The 17,880-nt window shown below is 71.6% G+C and carries 15 protein-coding genes; 5 read left to right on the plus strand and 10 right to left on the minus strand.

What is annotated here, in order from left to right:
- Positions 1 to 34 precede the first annotated feature (34 nt).
- Together AB0D53_RS10155 and AB0D53_RS10160 are read right to left on the minus strand one after the other, a co-directional pair.
- On the minus strand, positions 35 to 1,879 hold the full coding sequence (locus AB0D53_RS10155; protein WP_362442810.1) for an FAD/NAD(P)-binding protein: 1,845 nt from the start codon (positions 1,877 to 1,879) through the stop codon (positions 35 to 37).
- Positions 1,876 to 2,742: an amino acid ABC transporter permease gene (locus tag AB0D53_RS10160; RefSeq protein ID WP_362442813.1), complete on the minus strand. Its 867-nt coding sequence runs from the start codon at positions 2,740 to 2,742 to the stop codon at positions 1,876 to 1,878. Before AB0D53_RS10160 ends, AB0D53_RS10155 begins: the two co-directional genes overlap by 4 nt.
- A gap of 460 nt (positions 2,743 to 3,202) precedes the next feature.
- Here AB0D53_RS10160 and AB0D53_RS10165 point away from each other — a divergent pair, with 460 nt between their 5' ends.
- Positions 3,203 to 4,147 carry an ABC transporter substrate-binding protein gene (locus tag AB0D53_RS10165; protein ID WP_362442816.1) on the plus strand — a complete coding sequence of 315 codons (945 nt, stop codon included), beginning with the start codon at positions 3,203 to 3,205 and terminating at the stop codon, positions 4,145 to 4,147.
- 79 nt (positions 4,148 to 4,226) lie between these two features.
- Here AB0D53_RS10165 and AB0D53_RS10170 read toward each other — a convergent pair whose 3' ends face one another.
- Complete coding sequence (locus AB0D53_RS10170) at positions 4,227 to 5,456, minus strand: DUF5685 family protein (protein WP_362442819.1); 1,230 nt, start codon at positions 5,454 to 5,456, stop codon at positions 4,227 to 4,229.
- 307 nt (positions 5,457 to 5,763) lie between these two features.
- On the opposite strand from AB0D53_RS10170, the gene sepF reads away from it, so the two are divergent.
- Positions 5,764 to 6,201 carry a cell division protein SepF gene (gene sepF / locus AB0D53_RS10175; RefSeq protein ID WP_329815602.1) on the plus strand — a complete coding sequence of 146 codons (438 nt, stop codon included), beginning with the start codon at positions 5,764 to 5,766 and terminating at the stop codon, positions 6,199 to 6,201.
- A 28-nt stretch (positions 6,202 to 6,229) separates the two neighbouring features.
- On the opposite strand, the gene AB0D53_RS10180 is transcribed toward sepF, so the two are convergent.
- Together AB0D53_RS10180 and AB0D53_RS10185 are read right to left on the minus strand one after the other, a co-directional pair.
- The gene (locus AB0D53_RS10180; protein WP_362442823.1) at positions 6,230 to 7,426 is read right to left on the minus strand and encodes an acyl-CoA dehydrogenase family protein; all 1,197 of its coding nucleotides are present in this window, start codon (positions 7,424 to 7,426) and stop codon (positions 6,230 to 6,232) included.
- A 73-nt stretch (positions 7,427 to 7,499) separates the two neighbouring features.
- Positions 7,500 to 9,200 carry an MFS transporter gene (locus AB0D53_RS10185; RefSeq protein ID WP_362442826.1) on the minus strand — a complete coding sequence of 567 codons (1,701 nt, stop codon included), beginning with the start codon at positions 9,198 to 9,200 and terminating at the stop codon, positions 7,500 to 7,502.
- Positions 9,201 to 9,735: 535 nt separating this feature from the next.
- Here AB0D53_RS10185 and AB0D53_RS10190 point away from each other — a divergent pair.
- Entirely contained in the window at positions 9,736 to 10,752 is a 1,017-nt protein-coding gene (locus AB0D53_RS10190; protein WP_362442829.1) for a phosphatase PAP2 family protein, read from the plus strand.
- Positions 10,753 to 10,876: 124 nt separating this feature from the next.
- Here AB0D53_RS10190 and AB0D53_RS10195 read toward each other — a convergent pair whose 3' ends face one another.
- The 4 genes from AB0D53_RS10195 to AB0D53_RS10210 all read right to left on the minus strand — a co-directional run bounded on the left by AB0D53_RS10195 (position 10,877) and on the right by AB0D53_RS10210 (position 14,671).
- Positions 10,877 to 11,092 (minus strand): I78 family peptidase inhibitor, encoded by a 216-nt coding sequence (locus AB0D53_RS10195; protein WP_362442832.1) that lies wholly within the window; start codon positions 11,090 to 11,092, stop codon positions 10,877 to 10,879.
- A 414-nt stretch (positions 11,093 to 11,506) separates the two neighbouring features.
- On the minus strand, positions 11,507 to 12,466 hold the full coding sequence (locus AB0D53_RS10200) for a YafY family protein (protein WP_362442835.1): 960 nt from the start codon (positions 12,464 to 12,466) through the stop codon (positions 11,507 to 11,509).
- Positions 12,467 to 12,545: 79 nt separating this feature from the next.
- The gene (locus AB0D53_RS10205) at positions 12,546 to 13,391 is read right to left on the minus strand and encodes a transferase (protein WP_362442838.1); all 846 of its coding nucleotides are present in this window, start codon (positions 13,389 to 13,391) and stop codon (positions 12,546 to 12,548) included.
- A complete protein-coding gene (locus AB0D53_RS10210; protein WP_362442841.1) occupies positions 13,388 to 14,671 on the minus strand; it encodes a glycosyltransferase family 4 protein in 1,284 nt (427 codons plus the stop codon). The genes AB0D53_RS10205 and AB0D53_RS10210 overlap by 4 nt, the downstream gene beginning before the upstream one ends.
- A 357-nt stretch (positions 14,672 to 15,028) precedes the next feature.
- Between AB0D53_RS10210 and AB0D53_RS10215 the strand changes: the two genes are divergently transcribed.
- Positions 15,029 to 15,823 (plus strand): hypothetical protein, encoded by a 795-nt coding sequence (locus tag AB0D53_RS10215; RefSeq protein ID WP_362442844.1) that lies wholly within the window; start codon positions 15,029 to 15,031, stop codon positions 15,821 to 15,823.
- 137 nt (positions 15,824 to 15,960) lie between these two features.
- Positions 15,961 to 16,320, plus strand: coding sequence for a hypothetical protein (locus tag AB0D53_RS10220; protein WP_362442847.1), 360 nt, complete (start codon positions 15,961 to 15,963; stop codon positions 16,318 to 16,320).
- 69 nt (positions 16,321 to 16,389) lie between these two features.
- Here AB0D53_RS10220 and der read toward each other — a convergent pair whose 3' ends face one another.
- Positions 16,390 to 17,859, minus strand: coding sequence for a ribosome biogenesis GTPase Der (der, locus tag AB0D53_RS10225; protein WP_329815612.1), 1,470 nt, complete (start codon positions 17,857 to 17,859; stop codon positions 16,390 to 16,392).
- Positions 17,860 to 17,880: the final 21 nt, after the last annotated feature.

A 17,880-nucleotide genomic window follows, 5' to 3' on the forward strand; every position in this document is an offset into this window, starting at 1 on the left:
GGTGGGGTGGCGGGCCGTGCCCTCCCGGGGGCGGTCAGCCGTCGCCGCGGGCGAGGTCGCGGAGGAAGGCGAGCGCCGTACGGGCGGTGGCGTCGTTCTGCCGGAAGGCCGGGCCGCCGGTGCACGGCCGGGTGAACGCTCCGCCGGCCCGGGCGGTGGTGAACGGGCCGAGCGCGAAGCGGCGCGGGTGCGGTCGGCCGTCCCGGCCCAGGATCCGGCCGCTGTCGGGGTCGACCGAGAGCAGTCCGGTGGCGGTGGCGGCGGCCCCGTCCTCGTACAGCTCCTGGAGCAGCGGGCTGCGGGTGCGCTCCAGTGTGGGGTCGGGCAGCCGGGCCTCGACCAGGGTGCGGGCCGCTATCCACTGCCCCGGCACGGTGGCGCTGCCGGCCAGGAAGAGGCCCCGCCGCTCGTCGGCCTCGACGGTCATTCCGGCGCCGAGGAAGCGGACGACGCCGGCCCGGGAGAGCGCGAGGAGCTGGCGCAGCCGGGGTCCGGGCGGACCGGAGGCGAGAAAGCTGAAGAAGCCGTGCCACCAGCCTCCGATGTCGCCGAGCCGGATCAGCTGCCCGTAGGCGGACAGCAGTCCCAGGAAGACGGCGAGGTCCTGGCTCCGTGCGGGGTCGTGGCGGCGTTCCAGGTCGGCGGTGATGTAGCCGCGCAGTCCCTCCTGCAGTGCGTCGTACGAGGGGTAGCGCACGCCGTCCAGGGGGTGGTCGAGCGCTTCGAGGTCGAGCCGGTCCGCGGGGTCGGGGACGGCTGCGGCGACGAGGGCGGCCAGTTCCGGGCCTGCCGGGTCCGCCGCCGCGTACGCCGCCTCGAAGGAGGCGCGGTCGCCGGTGGTGCGCTCGGGGTGGGCGGTGAAGAGCCGGTGGTAGTGGGCGTAGCCGAGCTCTTTGTCGATATGTGGCCACACATCGCGCCGGAAGTCGACCGGCCCGTCCGCCTTCAGCAGGGCCTCGGTCCGGTCCGGGCCGAGGAAGCGCGGCAGCGGCGGCTGTTCGCCCTCCCAGGCGTAGCCGATCTTGGAGTGGTACGGGACGCCGCGGCGCGATCCGATGTGGAGCACCGGCTCCCGCCCGGAGGGCACGTACTCGCCGTCCTCGTACCGTCCGCCGCGCCCCTCGGTGAGCAGCACCATCAGGTCGACGAAGGCGAGCCCGAAGCCCCGTACGATGACCGGCTCACCGGCGGGCACCTCGGTCAGATCGGTGTCGGCGGTGAAGTCCGGTGGCAGGTGGAGGAGTCCGTGCCGGTCGGCGAAGCGGGCCAACTCCACCTGTTCCGGCTCGGGTTCGGCATCGAGATGGCCGATGGTGACGGCAACGGCGTCGGCGAGCACCGGGGTGTCGCGCCCCTCCAGCCAGACGCGCTGCCGGCCTTCGCGCGGCCCGGTGACACGGAGGGCGGCGCCCCGGTGCCAGCGGACGGTGATGTGCTGCGGGAGGGCGGCCACGGCCTGCTCGTACACCCACCGCAGATAGACGCTCTGCAGCCGTCTGCTGGGGAAGTCGTCGCCCTCCAACGCCTTTATCTCCACGAGGAGTTCGGGTTCGACCTCCGCCCCGTCGGGAAGCGCCGCACGCCCGTCGCGGATGTCCGCCGCCCAGGTGTGCAGTGCGGGCCCGGGGCGGATCGGTCCCTCCTGCCGGACGGTGTCGTCGGTGAACATCGTGACGTCCTCGGCCATGGAGTTCATCCAGAGCAGCGGCGACTGCTCGTGCCGCCAGATCCGTCCGCCGCCGGGCGGGTACGGGTCGACGAGGTGGATGGCCAGCGGCCGGTCCCCGTACAGGTCCGGGGCGTTGGCGGCGATGCGCTCGATCAGGCCGGTGCCGCGCGGCCCGGCGCCTATGACGACGAGTGTCGGCGTGCCGCTCACCGGGCACCCGCCGTGCCGCGTGCGTAGTGCCGCTCGACGTAGTGCTGGCCGATGCCGAGCAGCGAGGTGACCACGGCGTACCAGATGGTGGCGACCAGCAGCAGCGGGATGACCTGATAGGTGCGGTGGTAGACGAGCTGCACGGAGTACAGCAGGTCCTGCACGGCGATGACGCTGACGATCGAGGTGCCCTTGAGGGTGCCGATCAGCATGTTCCCGGCGGGCGGGACGATGGAGCGCATCGCCTGCGGGAGGACGATCCGGCGGAACCTGCGCCAGGGCCCGAGGCCCAGCGACTGGGCGGCCTCGATCTGTCCGCGTCCGACGGAGAGGATGCCGCCGCGGACGACTTCGGCGGCGTACGCGGCCTCGTGCAGGGTGAGCCCGATGACGGCGACCGTGACGGGTCCGAGGAGGTTCACCGTACGGACGCCGAGGATCTCCGGGTAGAGCGCGCCGATGTTGAACCAGAACAGCAGCTGGACCAGGATCGGGGTCGATCTGAACAGCCAGACGTATCCCCAGCTGACCGTCCGGAGCACGCGGTTGGCGGAGAGTCTGAGGACGGCGAGCAGGGTGCCGAGGGCGAAGCCGAGCACCATGACCAGTGCCGTGAGCCAGAGGGTGAGACCGAGGCCGCGCAGGACCGCGGCGGTGGTGAAGTAGTCGGCGACGACGTCCCACTGGAAGGCGTCGTTGCGGATGACGGAGTTCAGCGCCAGGGCGAGCAGCGCCAGGACAGCGGCGGCCGCCGCCCACTGGCCCCTGCGGCGTACCGGCACGATCCGGAGCCGGTCGGCTCCGTCGCTCCCGGCGAGCGGGGCGGGAGGAGATTGAGGGAGGGTATCTGTCTGCGCGGACATACGAAGGCTCCGTGGATGCAGAGATCGAACACGGGGCATGCCTTCAGACGAAACACAACGTGGACCGGGCCCCTCAGCGCCGGTCCGCCTCCGAGATAAGCGCCGTTCACCGCGCGCTGTCAAGACTGTCCACACTATGAGCCGTACGTCTCGGTTCAGTTGACGGACCACCGGATGCCTGTTCCACTTGGGCCATGCATTCGCAGCAGTGGCTGGTCAAGCGCTCCCACATCGACTTCGGTCGCGTGTGGTCCTCCTCCTGTTGAGCCGACCCCCTGCGTCTCCCGCGTCTCCGGCTCGCGCCCTTTCCGGCGTCCGAGCATTTCTCCCTGCGTGCCTTCACACACGACGCCGCTCTCCCCTCCCCTCGCTCCGCCGTCCTTCCTCGCACCGGCCCTGAGGCCGCCGCGCGCTGCCCTGCCGCGCCCGCTCACGGCCGACGACCCTGGAGAACCTCCTCATGCCCCGAACCCGGCACACCGCTGCCTTCGCGCTGATCACCGTCGCCGCTCTCGCCCTCACCGCGTGCGGGTCCGGCGATCCGGTGTCCGCACCGGCCGGTGCCGCCGGGGACGGCGGCGCCAAGGGAAAGGTGCCGACGACCGATGTCGTCTCGTCGGTGCGCAAGGACGAGGTCGCGGCGAAGCTGCTGCCCGCCGGCGTCCGCTCCGCGGGGACCCTGAACATCGCCGCGAGCGTCAGCAACCCGCCCGGCGCCACCTACCTCGCGGACGGGAGGACGGTGGCCGGTACGGACATCGACTTCGCGGACGCGGTGGCCAGGAAGCTAGGGCTGAGGTTCACCCGCGAGGTGGCCTCCTTCGAGGCGATCCTGCCGGCGCTGGGCAGCGGAAAGTACGACGTGGGCACCGGCAACTTCGGGGTGACCGAGGAGCGCCGCAGGACCATCGACTTCGTCACGTACATCAATGACGGCCAGGGCTTCGCGGTCCGCGACGACAGCAGGCTGAAGAAGGTCACCGACCTCACCCAGCTCTGCGGCCTGACCGTGGGCACCGGCGCGGGCACCACCTTCGAGGTGACCCTGGAGGAGAACCGGCACCTGTGCGCCGACGCGGGCCGCAAGCCGTACGACGTGAAGACGTACAGCGACCAGGGCGCCACCTGGGCCTCGCTCCAGCAGGGCCGCAGCGATGTGGTGATGTCCACCATCAACGGGCTGCGGTACGCGGTGCGGCAGCAGGAGGGCGTGCGCTTCCTCAATGAGTTCAAGCGCCTCGACGTCGGCTTCGCCTTCAAGAAGGGCACCGAGCTGGCGCCCGCCTTCCAGGCCGCGGTGAACGGTCTGAAGGCGGACGGCACCTACGACCGGATCCTGAAGAAGTGGGGCATCGGCGCCTCGGCGATCAGTACCTCGCAGATCTCGCCGCCCGAGATCAAGTGATCCGGACCGGACGCCCGGCACGGCGGCCGGGCGCCCTGCAGCCGGACCGGGCGCCCGGCCGCCGTGCCGGGCACCCGGCTCAGCAGCTGCAGTCGCAGCAGTCGCACCCGTCGCAGCAGTCCCCGCAGTTGCTGCAGCAGTCGCACGCATCGCAGCAGTCGCCGCAGTCGCACTGGTTGCAGAGGCCTTCGCGGCGCTGATGGCTCCACGGGTCGTCGAACGTGCCGCAGCACATCTGGCAGGTGCAGGCCAGCCCCGCCCACACCAGGCAGCCCGCGATCAGACCGCGCCGGTCGCGCGGCGGCTCGGGCGGGGGCTGCGGCGGGCCCGCCGGGCCGCCGGGGCCCGGTGCGTACGGATTGCCCGGCGCCGGCCCGAAGGACCCGGTCTGCCGGGAGCCTGACGCGGCGTCGGCTCCGTCCAGGAGCACGCCGCCCGCCGGGTGCGAGCACGAGGTGGTACCGAAGGCCCGGTCCACCGACTGGCGCAGCTCGTGCGCCAGCAGCACATGGGCCAGCTTGCCGTCGGTGAACTGTGCGTCGCGCAGCGCCAGCCGTACACCGTGCAGCGCGTCGTCGCACAGCCGCCGGGCCTCCGCCCGCGAGGTGCCGGTCGCGGTGAGCGGGTTCCAGGCGCCCGACGCGGCGTCAGTTTCCTGGTCCTCCACGGCGTCCAGCAGATGGGCCAGGCGCCCGAAGAGGCGACCGGCCTCGGCGAGCGGTGCCGCGTTCTGCGGCCTGCCGGCGAGCACCGCGGTGTGGGCGAAGGCGGCCGCGGTGGCGGTCTCGGTGGGTTCGGTGACCGTGAGCAGCGGGGTGCCGGGCCCGGCGATCAGCTCGATGCCGGTCTGCCGGTCGACGGCGTCCACGAGCAGCGCCGTGTCGAAACCGAGCTGTGCGCCGGTGCGCGCGCCGGCCCGGTCCCAGCCCGCGGCGACCCGGCGCGCGGCGGCGGCGACCGGGCGGCGCCTCAACAGGCCGTCCCCGTCCGCGACGTGGTCCCGGACCTTCGCCGAGGCCAGTACCAGGGAAACGGCGGCGGCCAGTCTGGCCCCCTCGCCGCGGGCGACCGGGGCGGTCCGCATGGCACGCAGCGGGCAGGGCCCCGCCGTGCGGCGCCATCCGGTGGTGCGCTCGGACTGAGCCTCCGTCAGAACAGAAACAATCAGACCGTCATAGTTCGTAACGATCCGGGCGAATTGGCCGTGATCGGAGCGAAGTGCGAGACAGAGCCCGCAGAGATGGGCCATCCATTCGGTCCTGAGCCCCTCGGACAACCGATGGGCACAGGGCCTGACTATTCCGAACACGACGATCCCCCGAGAGTCGTTCACCTTCGCGCCGGCCTCGTGCGGCCGCGCGAAGTGCATCGTATCGAGCACCCCGTTCACCCGTACGTCCCCCGCATCACCCGTACGGCCTGGGCATCATATTTTCTTTCTTTCAGACTCCTTATGCGGGAGAAACCCTGACGAATCGCCACATCTTCTGTGCCAGTACCGTCACGAATCCCCTGCGCGCCGACTATCCACTTGGCGCACGATCCGCATCATGGACGACCATAGGGAGACGAAAGAGATGCGGAACAAGACGGAACCGCGGTGAGAGGAGGCGTCCATGGGATCGGTGCGCAAGGCGAGTGCCTGGCTGGGCCTCGTGGAGGACAACGACGAGCGGTACTACGACGACGAGTACGCCGAGGGCCCGCAGACCGGGGCCGGCCAGGCATGGGTGACCGACCCCCGGGTGCAGATCGCGTCCGAGACGGCCGAGGAGACGGGCCGCCGGATCGCCACGGTCACTCCGGACAGTTTCCGGGACGCACGGGCCATCGGAGAGCTCTTCCGGGACGGCGTTCCGGTGATCGTCAACCTCACGACCATGGACCCCACCGACGCGAAGCGTGTCGTGGATTTCGCCGCCGGGCTGATCTTCGGACTGCGCGGCTCGATCGAGCGTGTGGCCACCCGGGTCTTCCTGCTGAGCCCGGCCGACACCCAGGTGGTCACCGAAGCCGTCGCCCGGCCGGCCGACGGCTTCTTCAACCAGAGCTGAGCAGGGCGCTCGCCGGACGTTCCGGCCTCTAGCGGAACGCGTCGAGACCGGTGAGCGCCTTGCCCAGCACCAGCTGGTGCATCTCCACGGTCCCTTCGTAGGTGAGCACCGACTCCAGATTCGTCGCATGGCGCATCACCGGGTACTCCAGCGAGATCCCGTTGGCGCCGAGGATGGTGCGCGAGGTACGGCAGATGTCGATCGCCTCCCGCACATTGTTGAGTTTTCCGAAACTGACCTGCTCCGGGCGGAGCCTGCCCGCGTCCATCCGCCGCCCCAGATGGTGGGCGAGCAGGATGCCCTTGTGCAGTTCCACGGCCATGTCCGCGAGCTTGGCCTGGGTGAGCTGGAAGCCGCCGATCGGCCGGTCGAACTGCTCCCTGGTCCTCGCGTAGTCCACGGCAGCCTCGAAGCTGGCGCGGGCCGCGCCCATGGCTCCCCAGACGATCCCGTATCGGGCGTGGCTGAGACAGCTGAGCGGGCCGCGCAGACCGGTGACGCCCGGCAGCACCGCGTCGGCCGGCAGCCGGACCTCGTCGAGCACCAGCTCGCTGGTGACCGAGGCGCGCAGCGACCACTTGTGCTTGATCTCGGGCGCCGAGAAGCCCGGGGTGTCGGTCGGCACCGCGAATCCGCGGATTCCGTCGTCGGTCTGCGCCCAGACGACGGCGACCCCGGCGACCGAGCCGTTGGTGATCCACATCTTGCGGCCGGTGAGCACCCAGTCCCCGCCGTCGCGCTTGGCGAAGGTACGCATCCCCGCGGGGTCGGAGCCGTGGTCCGGTTCGGTGAGGCCGAAGCAGCCGATGATCTCACCGGCCGCCATGCCCGGCAGCCAGCGCCGGCGCTGCTCCTCGGAGCCGAAGCGGTGGATGGCGTACATGGCGAGCGATCCCTGCACGGAGACCAGGGAGCGGATTCCCGAGTCCGCCGCTTCCAGCTCCAGGCAGGCCAGTCCGTACTGGACGGCGGTGGCGCCCGCGCAGCCGTAGCCCTGGAGGGACATGCCGAGCGCACCGAGCGAGCCGAGCTCACGGGCCAGCTCGCGGATGTCGGGCAGCTCGCCGTTCTCGTACCACTCGGCGATGTGCGGCAGGACGCGGTCGGCGGCCCACTCGCGTACGGTCCCGCGGATCGCGAGGTCCTCGGCGCTGAGCAGATCGTCGATGCCGATCGGGTCGGCGGGGTCGAACGGTGGGAGCTTCGAGGACTCGGTGGTGGACATGAGGACGCCTCCGACGGCTCGCGCGATACTGAAACTAGCAGTGTTAGTTATGGCCTCGCACCGACGTTAGGGCTCAGTGTGCCGCCCGTCCAGAGCCGGTCGCCCCGGCGGGTCGGCGCCGGGCCGGCCGCGGGAGAGGCCGCTGCGCACGGTCCGGGGCGGAGGCCTCGTGCGCGGAGCGGTGTTCGCGCGTCCCACCCTCGTCCGCCCGCCCGGCTTCGTCGGGCACCGGCGCGGGGCAGTCCATCACCCGCGGCAGCCGCAGCGCGGCGAGCGCGCCGACCAGCAGCAGGGCGGCGCTGACCAGCAGCGTGACATGCAGTCCCGTGATGAAGGAGTGGCGCGCCGTGGAGCGGAGCACCGCCCCCAGCGGACCGCCCAACTGGTCCGCCACCTGGTAGGCCTCACCCAGCGAATGGGCGGCGGCCGCGCCGGCCCCGGCCGGCACACCCGCTTCGGGGAGCTTCGAGAGCCCGGGGGCGTAGGCGGCGTTCATGACACTGCCGAGCAGGGCGATCCCCATGCCCGCACCCAGCTGGTAGGACGTCTCGCCGATCGCCGCCGCCCCGCCCGCCCGGTCGACGGGGGCCTCGCTGAGCAGGGATTCGTACGCCCCGAAGAGCGTGGTCTGGAGCCCGAAGCCGAGGGCGATGAAGGCCGCCGTCAGCAGTGCGGGCCGGTCGTGCTGTCCCATCGCGGTCAGGATCAGCACCGAGACGGCCGTGAGCACGAAGCCCCAGCCGACCATCCGGCGTGGTCCGACACGGCGCAGGGTGTACGAGCCGGTGGCGCCCGCGGCCATGGCGGCGAAGGTGAGCGGCAGCAGCCGCAGACCGGTCTGGAGCGGGCTCAGGCCGAGGACGAGCTGGAGGTACTGCACGGCTATGAGCTCAAGACCGACCAGGGCCAGCATGGCGAGGACGATGCAGCCCACCGCGGTGGAGAAGGCGGGCCTGGTGAACAGCGCGATGTCGATCAGGGGATGCGTACGCCGCTTCTGACGGCGTACGAACACGACGAGCAGCCCCGCACCGATCAGCAGCGGGACCAGCGTGGCCGGGCTCAGCACCTCACCGGCGCCCGCCCGCTTCACCCCGAGCACCACCCCGAGCACTCCGGCGGCGGCCATCAGCGCGCCGAGCACGTCCCACGGACCGTCGTGGCTGCCGCGCGACTCGGGCAGCAGCAGTCGTGCGACCGGCAGGATCAGCGCCATCAGCGGGACGTTGATCAGGAAGACCGAGCCCCACCAGAAGTGCTCGACGAGGAAGCCGCCGATGACCGGACCGGTGGCGGCGCCCACGGCTGCGACCGCGGTCCAGATACCGATCGCCACGGCCCGTTCACGCCGGTCGGGGAAGACCTGCCGGAGGATCGACAGCGTCGCCGGCATGATCATGGCGCCGCCGACCCCGAGCAGGGCACGCGCCACGATGAGCACGCCGGGGCCGTCGGCCAGCGCGGCGATCGCGGAGGCGACGCCGAAGAGGGCGTAGCCGAGCAGCAGCACGCGGCGGCGGCCGACCCGGTCCCCGAGGGTGCCGAAGAGGATCAGCAGCGAGGCACAGACCAGCGGATAGGCGTCGACGATCCAGAGCAGACCGACCGCGCTGGGCCGCAGGTCCTCGGTGACGGCGGGTACGGCGACGTGGAGCACGGTCGAGTCGAGTGCCACGAGCAGAAGGCTGAGGCAGAGGACGACGAGGACGACCCATCGATTGGCACCGTCGGCTGCTGGGCGCAGCCGGATTCGGGCTGTGGTCGTCCCGGACATGCATGTACCTCCCAAAAGGTCCCTCGCGCTCGGCGGGCCAACCGGGGACGCGGCGGTTCGCCGCTCCTCATGGCCCGGCATCGACGGGCGAGTGATCCGTCAGCGTACGCGAGTTCGGAGCCCGCCCACGTGGTCCACCTCATACCCGGTCGGACCACGGGGTGTGGCGTACGCCACGCCGGGTCACTGCCCGGACCTGCGGGGACGCGCTCCGCACTCGGCACAGGACGGTACTCGGCCACCCCCGCGCGACACCCCCCGGGCCGCCGCCGAAGGCGGCCGGTGACCGGACCGGCACCGTCCGTTCAGCCTCCCGCCGGGCCCGGATAAATTCATACCGGCACCTCCTGCGCTTTTCCGCCCGCTTCCAAACACCCTTCCGAAATGCGTGCGAAATCAATAGCGCGAAGACCCTTCGAGATGCTCACGGGGGTCGGGAATTAAGACCCCGCTGAGACATAGTCCACATCACATCGTCATCACAAAGAGACCGGATCGACCTGGTCCCGCACTAACTCGCTGTAACGTCGATTGGGTGCGTACCGACATCTTTGCCCGGCTGGACCGGGAGCCGGAGCCGCCGAAGATAGAGCCACCGCGGATGAGCCGTCACCGCATCGCGCTCTTCGGCGGGACGTTGGCGTTCTATCTCGCCATCGTCATTGCCGTGCTGGTCTCGTCCTGGCTGGTGACCCTGGACTGGAAGGTCATGCTCTTCCGGCCGTATCAGCAGTGGCCGGAAATCCATGCGTTCCTCGACTACTACATCGTGCTCGGCCAGCGCGGCCCCACCGCCACCATGGTCGCCTGCTGGCTCGGCTGGCGCTCCTGGCGGCAGCACACGCTGCGACCGCTGCTGACGCTGGGCGCGGCGCTGCTGCTGCTCAATGTGACGGTCGGCGCGGTCAAGATCGGCCTGGGACGGCTCGGACCGCACTACGCGACCCAGATCGGCTCCGCCGAACTCTTCGCCGGCGGCGATATATTCCCCTCCGGCCACACCGCCAACGCGGTCGTGACCTGGGGAATCCTCGCCTATCTGGCCACCACCCCGAGAGCCCGGCGCTATCTGTCCGCCATGTCGGCCATCGTCTCGCTCGGCGTCGGCCTCACCACCGTCTATCTCGGTACGCACTGGCTCAGCGACGTCCTGCTGGGCTGGGCGGCGGGGCTGCTGATCATGCTGGGCCTGCCCTGGGTCGAGCCGCTGATCACCCGGGCGGAAGCCTGGATCTTCGCCCAGCGCGACAACCTGCGGGGGTTCGGCCGCCCCGTTCCCTCCGTGCCCGTCGCGGCCGGCGGGCCCAGGCCCGCGCTGCCGCCCCAGCCGGCCGGCAGCGACACCCCGGTGCAGAGCCCGGCGCTGGAGCCGGCGGTCGCGGGGGCCGCCGGCGCGACCGCCACCCGCTCGCGCGCGCACGCCTCGCATCCGGCGCACGTGGTGCGCTCGGAGCGGACCCCGGTCACCCCGGCCGGCAGCCGGCGGCCGCCACACGCCGACCGCACACCGCGCGGCGGCACGAGCCCGGCCCGCCCGGTGGCCGGCGGCTGAGACCCGGGCGATCAGGGAGCCGGTACGCACAGCCGCTCCCCCGGACATGAGTGAAGGCCCCGACTCCGGTCGGGGCCTTCACTCATGTCCGGAGCCGGACGCCCGGGTCGCGGTCGCGGAGGTCTCAGCCCACCCAGCAGCGGGTGACGACGGCGTCGTCGACCTCGAAGTTGATCCGTCCGCTCCGGAACTCCATGGTGATGATCGCACCCGGCGGCAGGGATCTGACGGTGCTCCAGCCATGGCTGCGGGCCCGCCGTTCGGCGGCGTCGGCTGCGAGGCCGACGTACGCACCCGGCGCGTCGTCGGGCTGGACGGGAGGGGTCGGTATGGGTGCCATGTCCTTCACCGTAGGCGGCCGCGGGCGGCGACGGAAGCCGGGGCGCCCACCATCGCCGGGCATCCTCACGTTCCCCGCCGGTCACACTTCTGTCACAGGATCACGACACACCCGCCGTATGAATCACGCCACCCGGACACGCGCCCAGAGGGCCGGACACACAGTAATCACACAAGCCGGAAAATGATCAGGCGGAAGGCCCGGAATCGGAACGGAATATCCCGTGCCGAGCGACCGGAATTCCCTTGCCGAATAACCTGCGTAAATGAGTAGGTCGCCGGGAATTCACGCTTCCTTATGGCAGCCTTATCCTCTGGTCACAATATTCGCGATGCGGTACGAGGACGGCCGCCGGCTGCCACTGGTATAGCGGGCCGCCCCGGCCGTCCGTATGGCGTTGTCGCAGGCCGGGGCTCACCCCAGGGCCCTGGTCAGCCGGTCCCTGGCCACCCTGATCGCGTCCTGGAGCTCCGGTGGTTCGACCACCTCGAAGTCGAATCCCAGCATCATCACGTGGATGACCAGCACGTCCAGGGTGGCCGCCCCGGTCCGCAGCAGACAGCTTTCGGCGTCGCCCGCCTCCAGCACCCCGGCCGAGGGCGCGATCCGCTCGGCCACGTGCTCGATCCCCGCCTTCAGCCGGACCACCGCCCGCGTCGGGTACACGGACGTGGAGATCCCCTTCGAGACATAGGCCGCCAGATCCTCCGCGGGTGCCTCGCGCGGGGTGAACCTCGGGCCGTGCGGCGGCGTGGGGGTGATCCGGTCCGCCCGGAACGTACGCCAGTCCGCGCGGTCCAGGTCCCAGGCGACGAGGTACCAGTGACGCTCGGTGCACACCAGCCGGTGCGGTTCCGCGGTCCGCCGCGAGACGGAGCCGGAGTGGTCCCGGTAATCGAAGCGCAGCCGTTCGGCGTCCCGGCAGGCCACGGCGAGTTCGGTCAGGACGCCCGCGTCGGCGACCGACGCGACGGGGCCCCGGAGCAGCGGCACGGTGAAGGTGTTGAGCGCGTTCACCCGGCGCCGGAGCCGGTCCGGCAGCACCTGTTCCAGCTTGGCCAGGGCGCGTACGGAGGTCTCGCCGATGCCCTCGACGCCGTTGCCCGCCGCGGTGCGCAGACCGACCGCGACGGCGACGGCCTCCTCGTCGTCCAGGAGCAGCGGCGGCAGCTGGGCACCGGCGCCGAGCTGGTACCCGCCACCGGTGCCGGGACTGGCGTTGACCGGGTAGCCCAGTTCGCGCAGCTTGTCGACGTCGCGCCGGACGGTCCGCGGGGTGACACCGAGCCGGTGGGCGAGATCGGCGCCGGACCAGTCGCGGTGCGCCTGGAGCAGTGAGAGCAGACGCAGCAGCCGTGCCGAGGTCTCCAACATGGGGCGAGTCTGCCAGGGCTTGCGGACAGCTTGTGTCCGCAAGCCCCGGTATTGGAAACGAGCCCCGCGCCGGACAGGTCTACGGTGCCGGTTCGAGCCGCACGCAGAGGTCGTTGTCGGTGGAGTAGCAGGGGGTCGCCCGGACACCCTCCCCCGCGCTGCGGCCCGGGTAGACGAAGATCTTCTTGCGGTCCCAGACGTCGTCGAGGATGCGGGAGATCCGCACGCCGCCCGCCGGCTCGCCCGCCGCCGTCCCGGGAACCAGCCAGAGCGTCCAGAGCTGCTGCGCGGCGACGGCCGCTCCGTTCGACAGCCGGTCGAACGGGAGCGTGAAGGCGAAGGCGCCGTCCTGCCCGGTGACCGGCACCCGCAGGACCCGGCCGTCGGCCCCGGGCGCTCGTGCCTCGACGCGGGCGCCGTCGCCGAGACCCACCCCGTGCAGCGTGCCCTCGACGGTCATCCCGGTCCCGTCGAAGGTCACCGGTCCGGCCTCGGCGTGCGGTGCGCGCAGCCAGCAGCGGACGGCGAGCCGGCCGTCGAGGGTCGGGTACGGGATGCGGACCGCGACCGGCCCGCTCGCCGGTACGCGGTCGACGAGCAGGCGCAGGTCCCTGATCCCCGGCTCGACGGCCACCGCCCCGTCGTCGTCCCCGCCCGGCTCCCGCAGATACACGTCCCAGCGGCCCTCGGCAGGCCGTGTGGTCCCCGGCAGCACCGCGCGCAGCCGTCCGTCGCGCAGCGGGCTCAGCGACAGCCGGACGGTCCCGGTGTCGCGGTCCGGGCCCTTGGCGCCGCGGAGCCGGAGCAGCAGCTCGGGGGTCCGCTCGCCCTCATGGCGGCGGAGGCCGAGATCGAAGGTGATCCCGCCGTCGGGTCCCACGGTGCAGTCGGCCCGCGGCGTCCTTCGCACTGCGGTGGCGGTCATGCGGTCTTCCCCTTGCGGATCACGGCGGCTGCCTTGTAGCGCAGGGCGTACGCCCCGTCCAGCACGGTGCCCCGGGCGCGGTGCAGCGTGGTGCTCATCGCGCCGTGCGAGCGGTCGCGCGGGCCGCGCGAGGCGAGTTCGGCGAAGAGCCGTTCATGACGTTCGGCGATCCGCGACGGATCGAAACGCTGCGAGGCGGCCAGTGCGGCGAGACCCGCGCGGTGCCGTGCTTCGTCGTCCTGGATCAGTCCGAGCAGTGCGTCGGCCACCGCCGCCGTGTCACCGACGGGCACCAGCCGTCCGTCGGTGCCGTCGTCGATGATCTCGCGGGGGCCGTGCGGGCAGTCGGTGGCGACGACCGGCAGGCCGCAGCGCATCGCCTCGACGATGGTCATGCCGAAGGACTCGCGGTCCGAGGTGACCGCGGCGATGGACCCCTTGGGCCACTCGGCCTCCAGCGGATTGACCGGTCCCATCAGGAACACATGGTCGTGCAGGCCGAGTTCACCGATGAGCGTCAGCAGCGACTGGCGTTCGTTCCCGGTCGCGTCGCCGCCGCCGTAGATGCGCAGCCGCCAGTCCGGGCGGACCGCGACCACGTCGGCGAACGCCCGGACGAGCAGGTCGTACCGCTTGACCTTGTGCAGCCGGCCCGCGGCGATCACCCAGGTGCGGTCGCCGTCGGCGGGCGGGACCGTCGGTGCGGGCACGCTGTTGGGAATGGCCTCGATCCGTACGCCGGGCAGTTTGAACCCGGTCCGGTAGGCACGGGCGTCGGCCTCGGTGACGGTGGTGATCGCGTCGAGCAGGGTGTAACGGTGCGCGATCTCGCGGCGGAGCCGGTAGCCGTGGCTGTCGAGGGTGAGGTGCTCCTGCCCGATCCGGACCGGGCCGCGGCGGGCCTGCCTGCTGATGTGCACATTGAGCCCCGGCCGGGTACCGACCACGACGTCCGCCTCCAGGGAGCGCAGATGGTCCGCCACCCGTGCGTCGCTCAGCCTGCTGTACTGCCGGTACCGGCTGTCGCCGCGCGGGAACACGGTCGCGGGGCGGGCGTAGTCGGCCGCGTCGCCGTCGTACGTCGGGCTCTTCTTCCGCAGGTCGACGAGGTGGCTCAGGCTCACCCCTTCGGGGGCGCCCAGCGCGGGGACGTCGCGGTGCCGGAAGACCGACACGATCTCGACGTCATGGTGCCCGGCCAGCTCTCCGGCGAGATTGAACGTCGTGCGGATCGTGCCCCCGACTCCATAGGCGTTGTGGAGCAGGAAAGAAATGTGCATGGAACGCCATGTCTCCCGGTTCGGCTGATCAGCGGCAGGCTGCACTTGGCATGACGGCACGGGCCCGTCGACGGTTCACTCCGCGCAGGGGCGAATTCCGGTCAGCCGTGAACTCGCCCGCTTTCCCGCTTTGTCGACGTATCGGCGCACCGGCGTGTGACCGAGTCGACCACATCACGCCCCGCCGGATCAGGACAAACAACCATCGATCGGTCGCCTGGATCCCGAGATTCACCCTCTGCGCCGGTTGGTTCGATTACGTTCCCTTTCCCGCGTGACCCCGGCCGCGGCTCGCCCGTTGTCATTTCCATGAGCCGGGAACCGCCCGGCGCACGTACCGAGTTCGAGGAGCCACCCGTGCCGCGCATGCTCGACGTCAGCGAGGACGTACGCGCCGAGATCGGCGACGCCGAAGCCGACCGGCTGCTCGTCGGCGACAACGCCCCGGGCAGTTACGACTGCACTTCCTGCCGCACCCCCGGCGACTCCGAGCAGGAACGCACCAGCACGGTGCTCTTCGTCGGCGACGAGACCGCAGTCCTCGCCTTCGCCCACGCGACGTGCATCCCCTCGCAGGTCGTGCAGGTCGCCGAGGAGCAGCTGAAGGGCGCCGTACGCAGCATCACCGGCGACGACGGCTCCGGCGACGCGGCGCGGCCGCAGGGCCTGCCCACCGAACAGGCCGTGCTCGGGATCACCAGCGGCCTCGTCCTGATCGACGAAGAGCTCCACCCGGCCCTCGTCGTCGAGCCGACCGGTGCCATCGCCCGTCCCGGCACGGACGGCAGCCGGGGCGACGAATTCCTCCAGCTGCTGCTGGAGCAGGGCTTCCACCCGGTCCACCGGATGGACCAGGTGCCCGCCATGCTGCACGGCTGGTCGATCCTGCTCGCCATGGGCCAGCTGCACGCCGTGCTCCAGCCGGGCACCGGCGGTGGCGCACCGGTCGCCTGGTGGCAGGCGCACGCACCGCTCCAGGTCACCGAGGGCTGGCGGGCCGCGGCCAACAAGTCCCGGACCGTTCTCGTCTTCGCCGCCCCGGCCGGGGCGATCGGCCAGCAGCCCCGCGAGGACCTGCTGCGCGAGGCCCTGGACCGGGCGGCGGCCGAGGGGCTCCTGGTGGCCGCCGCGATGCCGCTGGCCGGTACCTGATCATGACGGCCGGCCCCTCGCACCGGCGGCGAACAGCTATTTCTCCGCCGCGCCCGCATCCGACGGACAACGGTGTCGTTGGCACATACGTGCACTCATACGACTCCTCCCATCAGCGCCCGAGCCCGATCCCTGCCATGCGCCCCTCGCAGGACCCTTCGGGCGGTCCGTCCCACACCCCGATCTACGACGCGCTGTACTCCGAGTACCGCCGTTCGTTCCGGGCGCTGCCGGGTGATCGGAGCGGCGAGGAGAATCTCGGCTTCATGGCCTTCGGCTCCGGGCTCTTCGGCAGCCGTCTCCCGCTGAGCGGCCATTCCGGCCACTCCGCCGGTTTCTCCACCGGCCTCGCCGTCACGGGCGGAGCCACCGGACACGGCAGCACCGCCGGAGCCGCCGGCGCACACACCGGCGGCTCCGGTTCCTGGCAGCGGGTGGGCCGGCACTCCGGGCGCGCCCAGCCGGCGGCCCTGCCCCCGGGCTCGCGCGGGGCCTGAACGTACGACAGAGCCCCGGTCCGTCCCCGCTGCGGGACGGACCGGGGCTCTGTCGTACGCCCTGGCCGTTTACTTGTTGCGGCCGCGCTTCTCGCGGACCCGCACCGAGATGTGGATCGGGGTGCCCTCGAAGCCGAACTCCTCACGCAGCCGGCGCTCGACGAACCGCCGGTAGCCGTGCTCCAGGAAGCCCGAGGCGAACAGCACGAAGCGCGGCGGCTTGGTGCCGGCCTGGGTGCCGAAGAGGATCCGGGGCTGCTTGCCCCCACGGACGGGGTGCGGATGGGAGGCGACGATCTCGCCGAGGAAGGCGTTCAGCCGGCCGGTGGGGACGCGGGTCTCCCAGCTGGCGAGGGCGGTCTCGATCGCCGGTACGAGCTTCTCCATGTGCCGGCCGGTGACGGCCGAGACATTGACCCGCGGCGCCCACGCGATCTGCGCGAGCTCCGTCTCGATCTCGCGCTCCAGGTAGTAGCGGCGCTCCTCGTCGAGCTTGTCCCACTTGTTGTACGCGATCACCAGGGCCCGCCCGGCCTCCACGGCCATGGTGATGATGCGCTGGTCCTGGACGCTGATGGACTCGCCCGCGTCGATCAGGACGACGGCGACCTCGGCCTTCTCCACGGCGGCGGCGGTACGCAGCGAGGCGTAGTAGTCCGCGCCCTCCTGGAGGTGGACGCGGCGGCGGATGCCGGCCGTGTCGATGAACTTCCAGGTGATGCCGCCGAGCTCGATCAGCTCGTCGACCGGGTCGCGGGTGGTGCCGGCCAGCTCGTTGACGACGACGCGGTCCTCGTTCGCCACCTGGTTCAGCAGCGAGGACTTGCCGACGTTCGGACGGCCGATGAGCGCGATCCGGCGCGGGCCGCCGATCGCGGTGCCGAAGCGCTGGGCCGGGGCCTCGGGAAGCGCTTCGAGCACGGCGTCGAGCAGGTCACCGGTGCCGCGGCCGTGCAGCGAGGAGACCGGGTGCGGCTCGCCGAGGCCCAGCGACCACAGCGCGGTGGCGTCCGCCTCGCCGCTCTGTCCGTCGACCTTGTTGGCGCACAGCACGACCGGCTTGCCGGCCCGGCGCAGCAGCTTGACGACGGCTTCGTCGGTGTCGGTCGCGCCGACCGTCGAGTCGACCACGAAGACGACCGCGTCGGACGCCTCGATCGCGTACTCGGCCTGGGCGGCGACGGAGGCGTCGATGCCCAGCACGTCCTGCTCCCAGCCGCCGGTGTCGACGACCTTGAAGCGGCGGCCCGCCCACTCCGCCTCGTAGGTGACGCGGTCGCGGGTGACGCCGGGCTTGTCCTCGACGACCGCCTCACGGCGGCCGATGATCCGGTTCACCAGCGTCGACTTGCCGACATTGGGACGGCCGACGACGGCGAGCACGGGCAGCGGACCATGTCCGGCCTCGTCGATCGCGCCCTCGACCTCTTCGAGGTCGAAGCCCTCCTCCGCGGCGAGCTCCATGAACTCCGCGTACTCGGCGTCGCCAAGCGCTCCGTGCTCGTGGTCCGAGCCGTCGGAGTGAATCTGGTCGTTCATGAAGTCCGTTCCTCTTTGCAT

Origin of the sequence: Streptomyces sp. NPDC048295 (genome assembly GCF_040652135.1) — a bacterium.
Lineage (GTDB): Bacteria > Actinomycetota > Actinomycetes > Streptomycetales > Streptomycetaceae > Streptomyces.

Bases quoted from the DNA above. Each gene is read 5' to 3' on its own strand.
- AB0D53_RS10160 (WP_362442813.1), bottom strand. From the start codon at position 2,742: ATGTCCGCGCAGACAGATACCCTCCCTCAATCTCCTCCCGCCCCGCTC.
- AB0D53_RS10165 (WP_362442816.1), top strand. From the start codon at position 3,203: ATGCCCCGAACCCGGCACACCGCTGCCTTCGCGCTGATCACCGTCGCC.
- sepF (WP_329815602.1), top strand. From the start codon at position 5,764: ATGGGATCGGTGCGCAAGGCGAGTGCCTGGCTGGGCCTCGTGGAGGAC.
- AB0D53_RS10180 (WP_362442823.1), bottom strand. From the start codon at position 7,426: ATGTCCACCACCGAGTCCTCGAAGCTCCCACCGTTCGACCCCGCCGAC.
- AB0D53_RS10185 (WP_362442826.1), bottom strand. From the start codon at position 9,200: ATGTCCGGGACGACCACAGCCCGAATCCGGCTGCGCCCAGCAGCCGAC.
- AB0D53_RS10195 (WP_362442832.1), bottom strand. From the start codon at position 11,092: ATGGCACCCATACCGACCCCTCCCGTCCAGCCCGACGACGCGCCGGGT.
- AB0D53_RS10200 (WP_362442835.1), bottom strand. From the start codon at position 12,466: ATGTTGGAGACCTCGGCACGGCTGCTGCGTCTGCTCTCACTGCTCCAG.
- AB0D53_RS10205 (WP_362442838.1), bottom strand. From the start codon at position 13,391: ATGACCGCCACCGCAGTGCGAAGGACGCCGCGGGCCGACTGCACCGTG.
- AB0D53_RS10210 (WP_362442841.1), bottom strand. From the start codon at position 14,671: ATGCACATTTCTTTCCTGCTCCACAACGCCTATGGAGTCGGGGGCACG.
- AB0D53_RS10220 (WP_362442847.1), top strand. From the start codon at position 15,961: ATGCGCCCCTCGCAGGACCCTTCGGGCGGTCCGTCCCACACCCCGATC.
- der (WP_329815612.1), bottom strand. From the start codon at position 17,859: ATGAACGACCAGATTCACTCCGACGGCTCGGACCACGAGCACGGAGCG.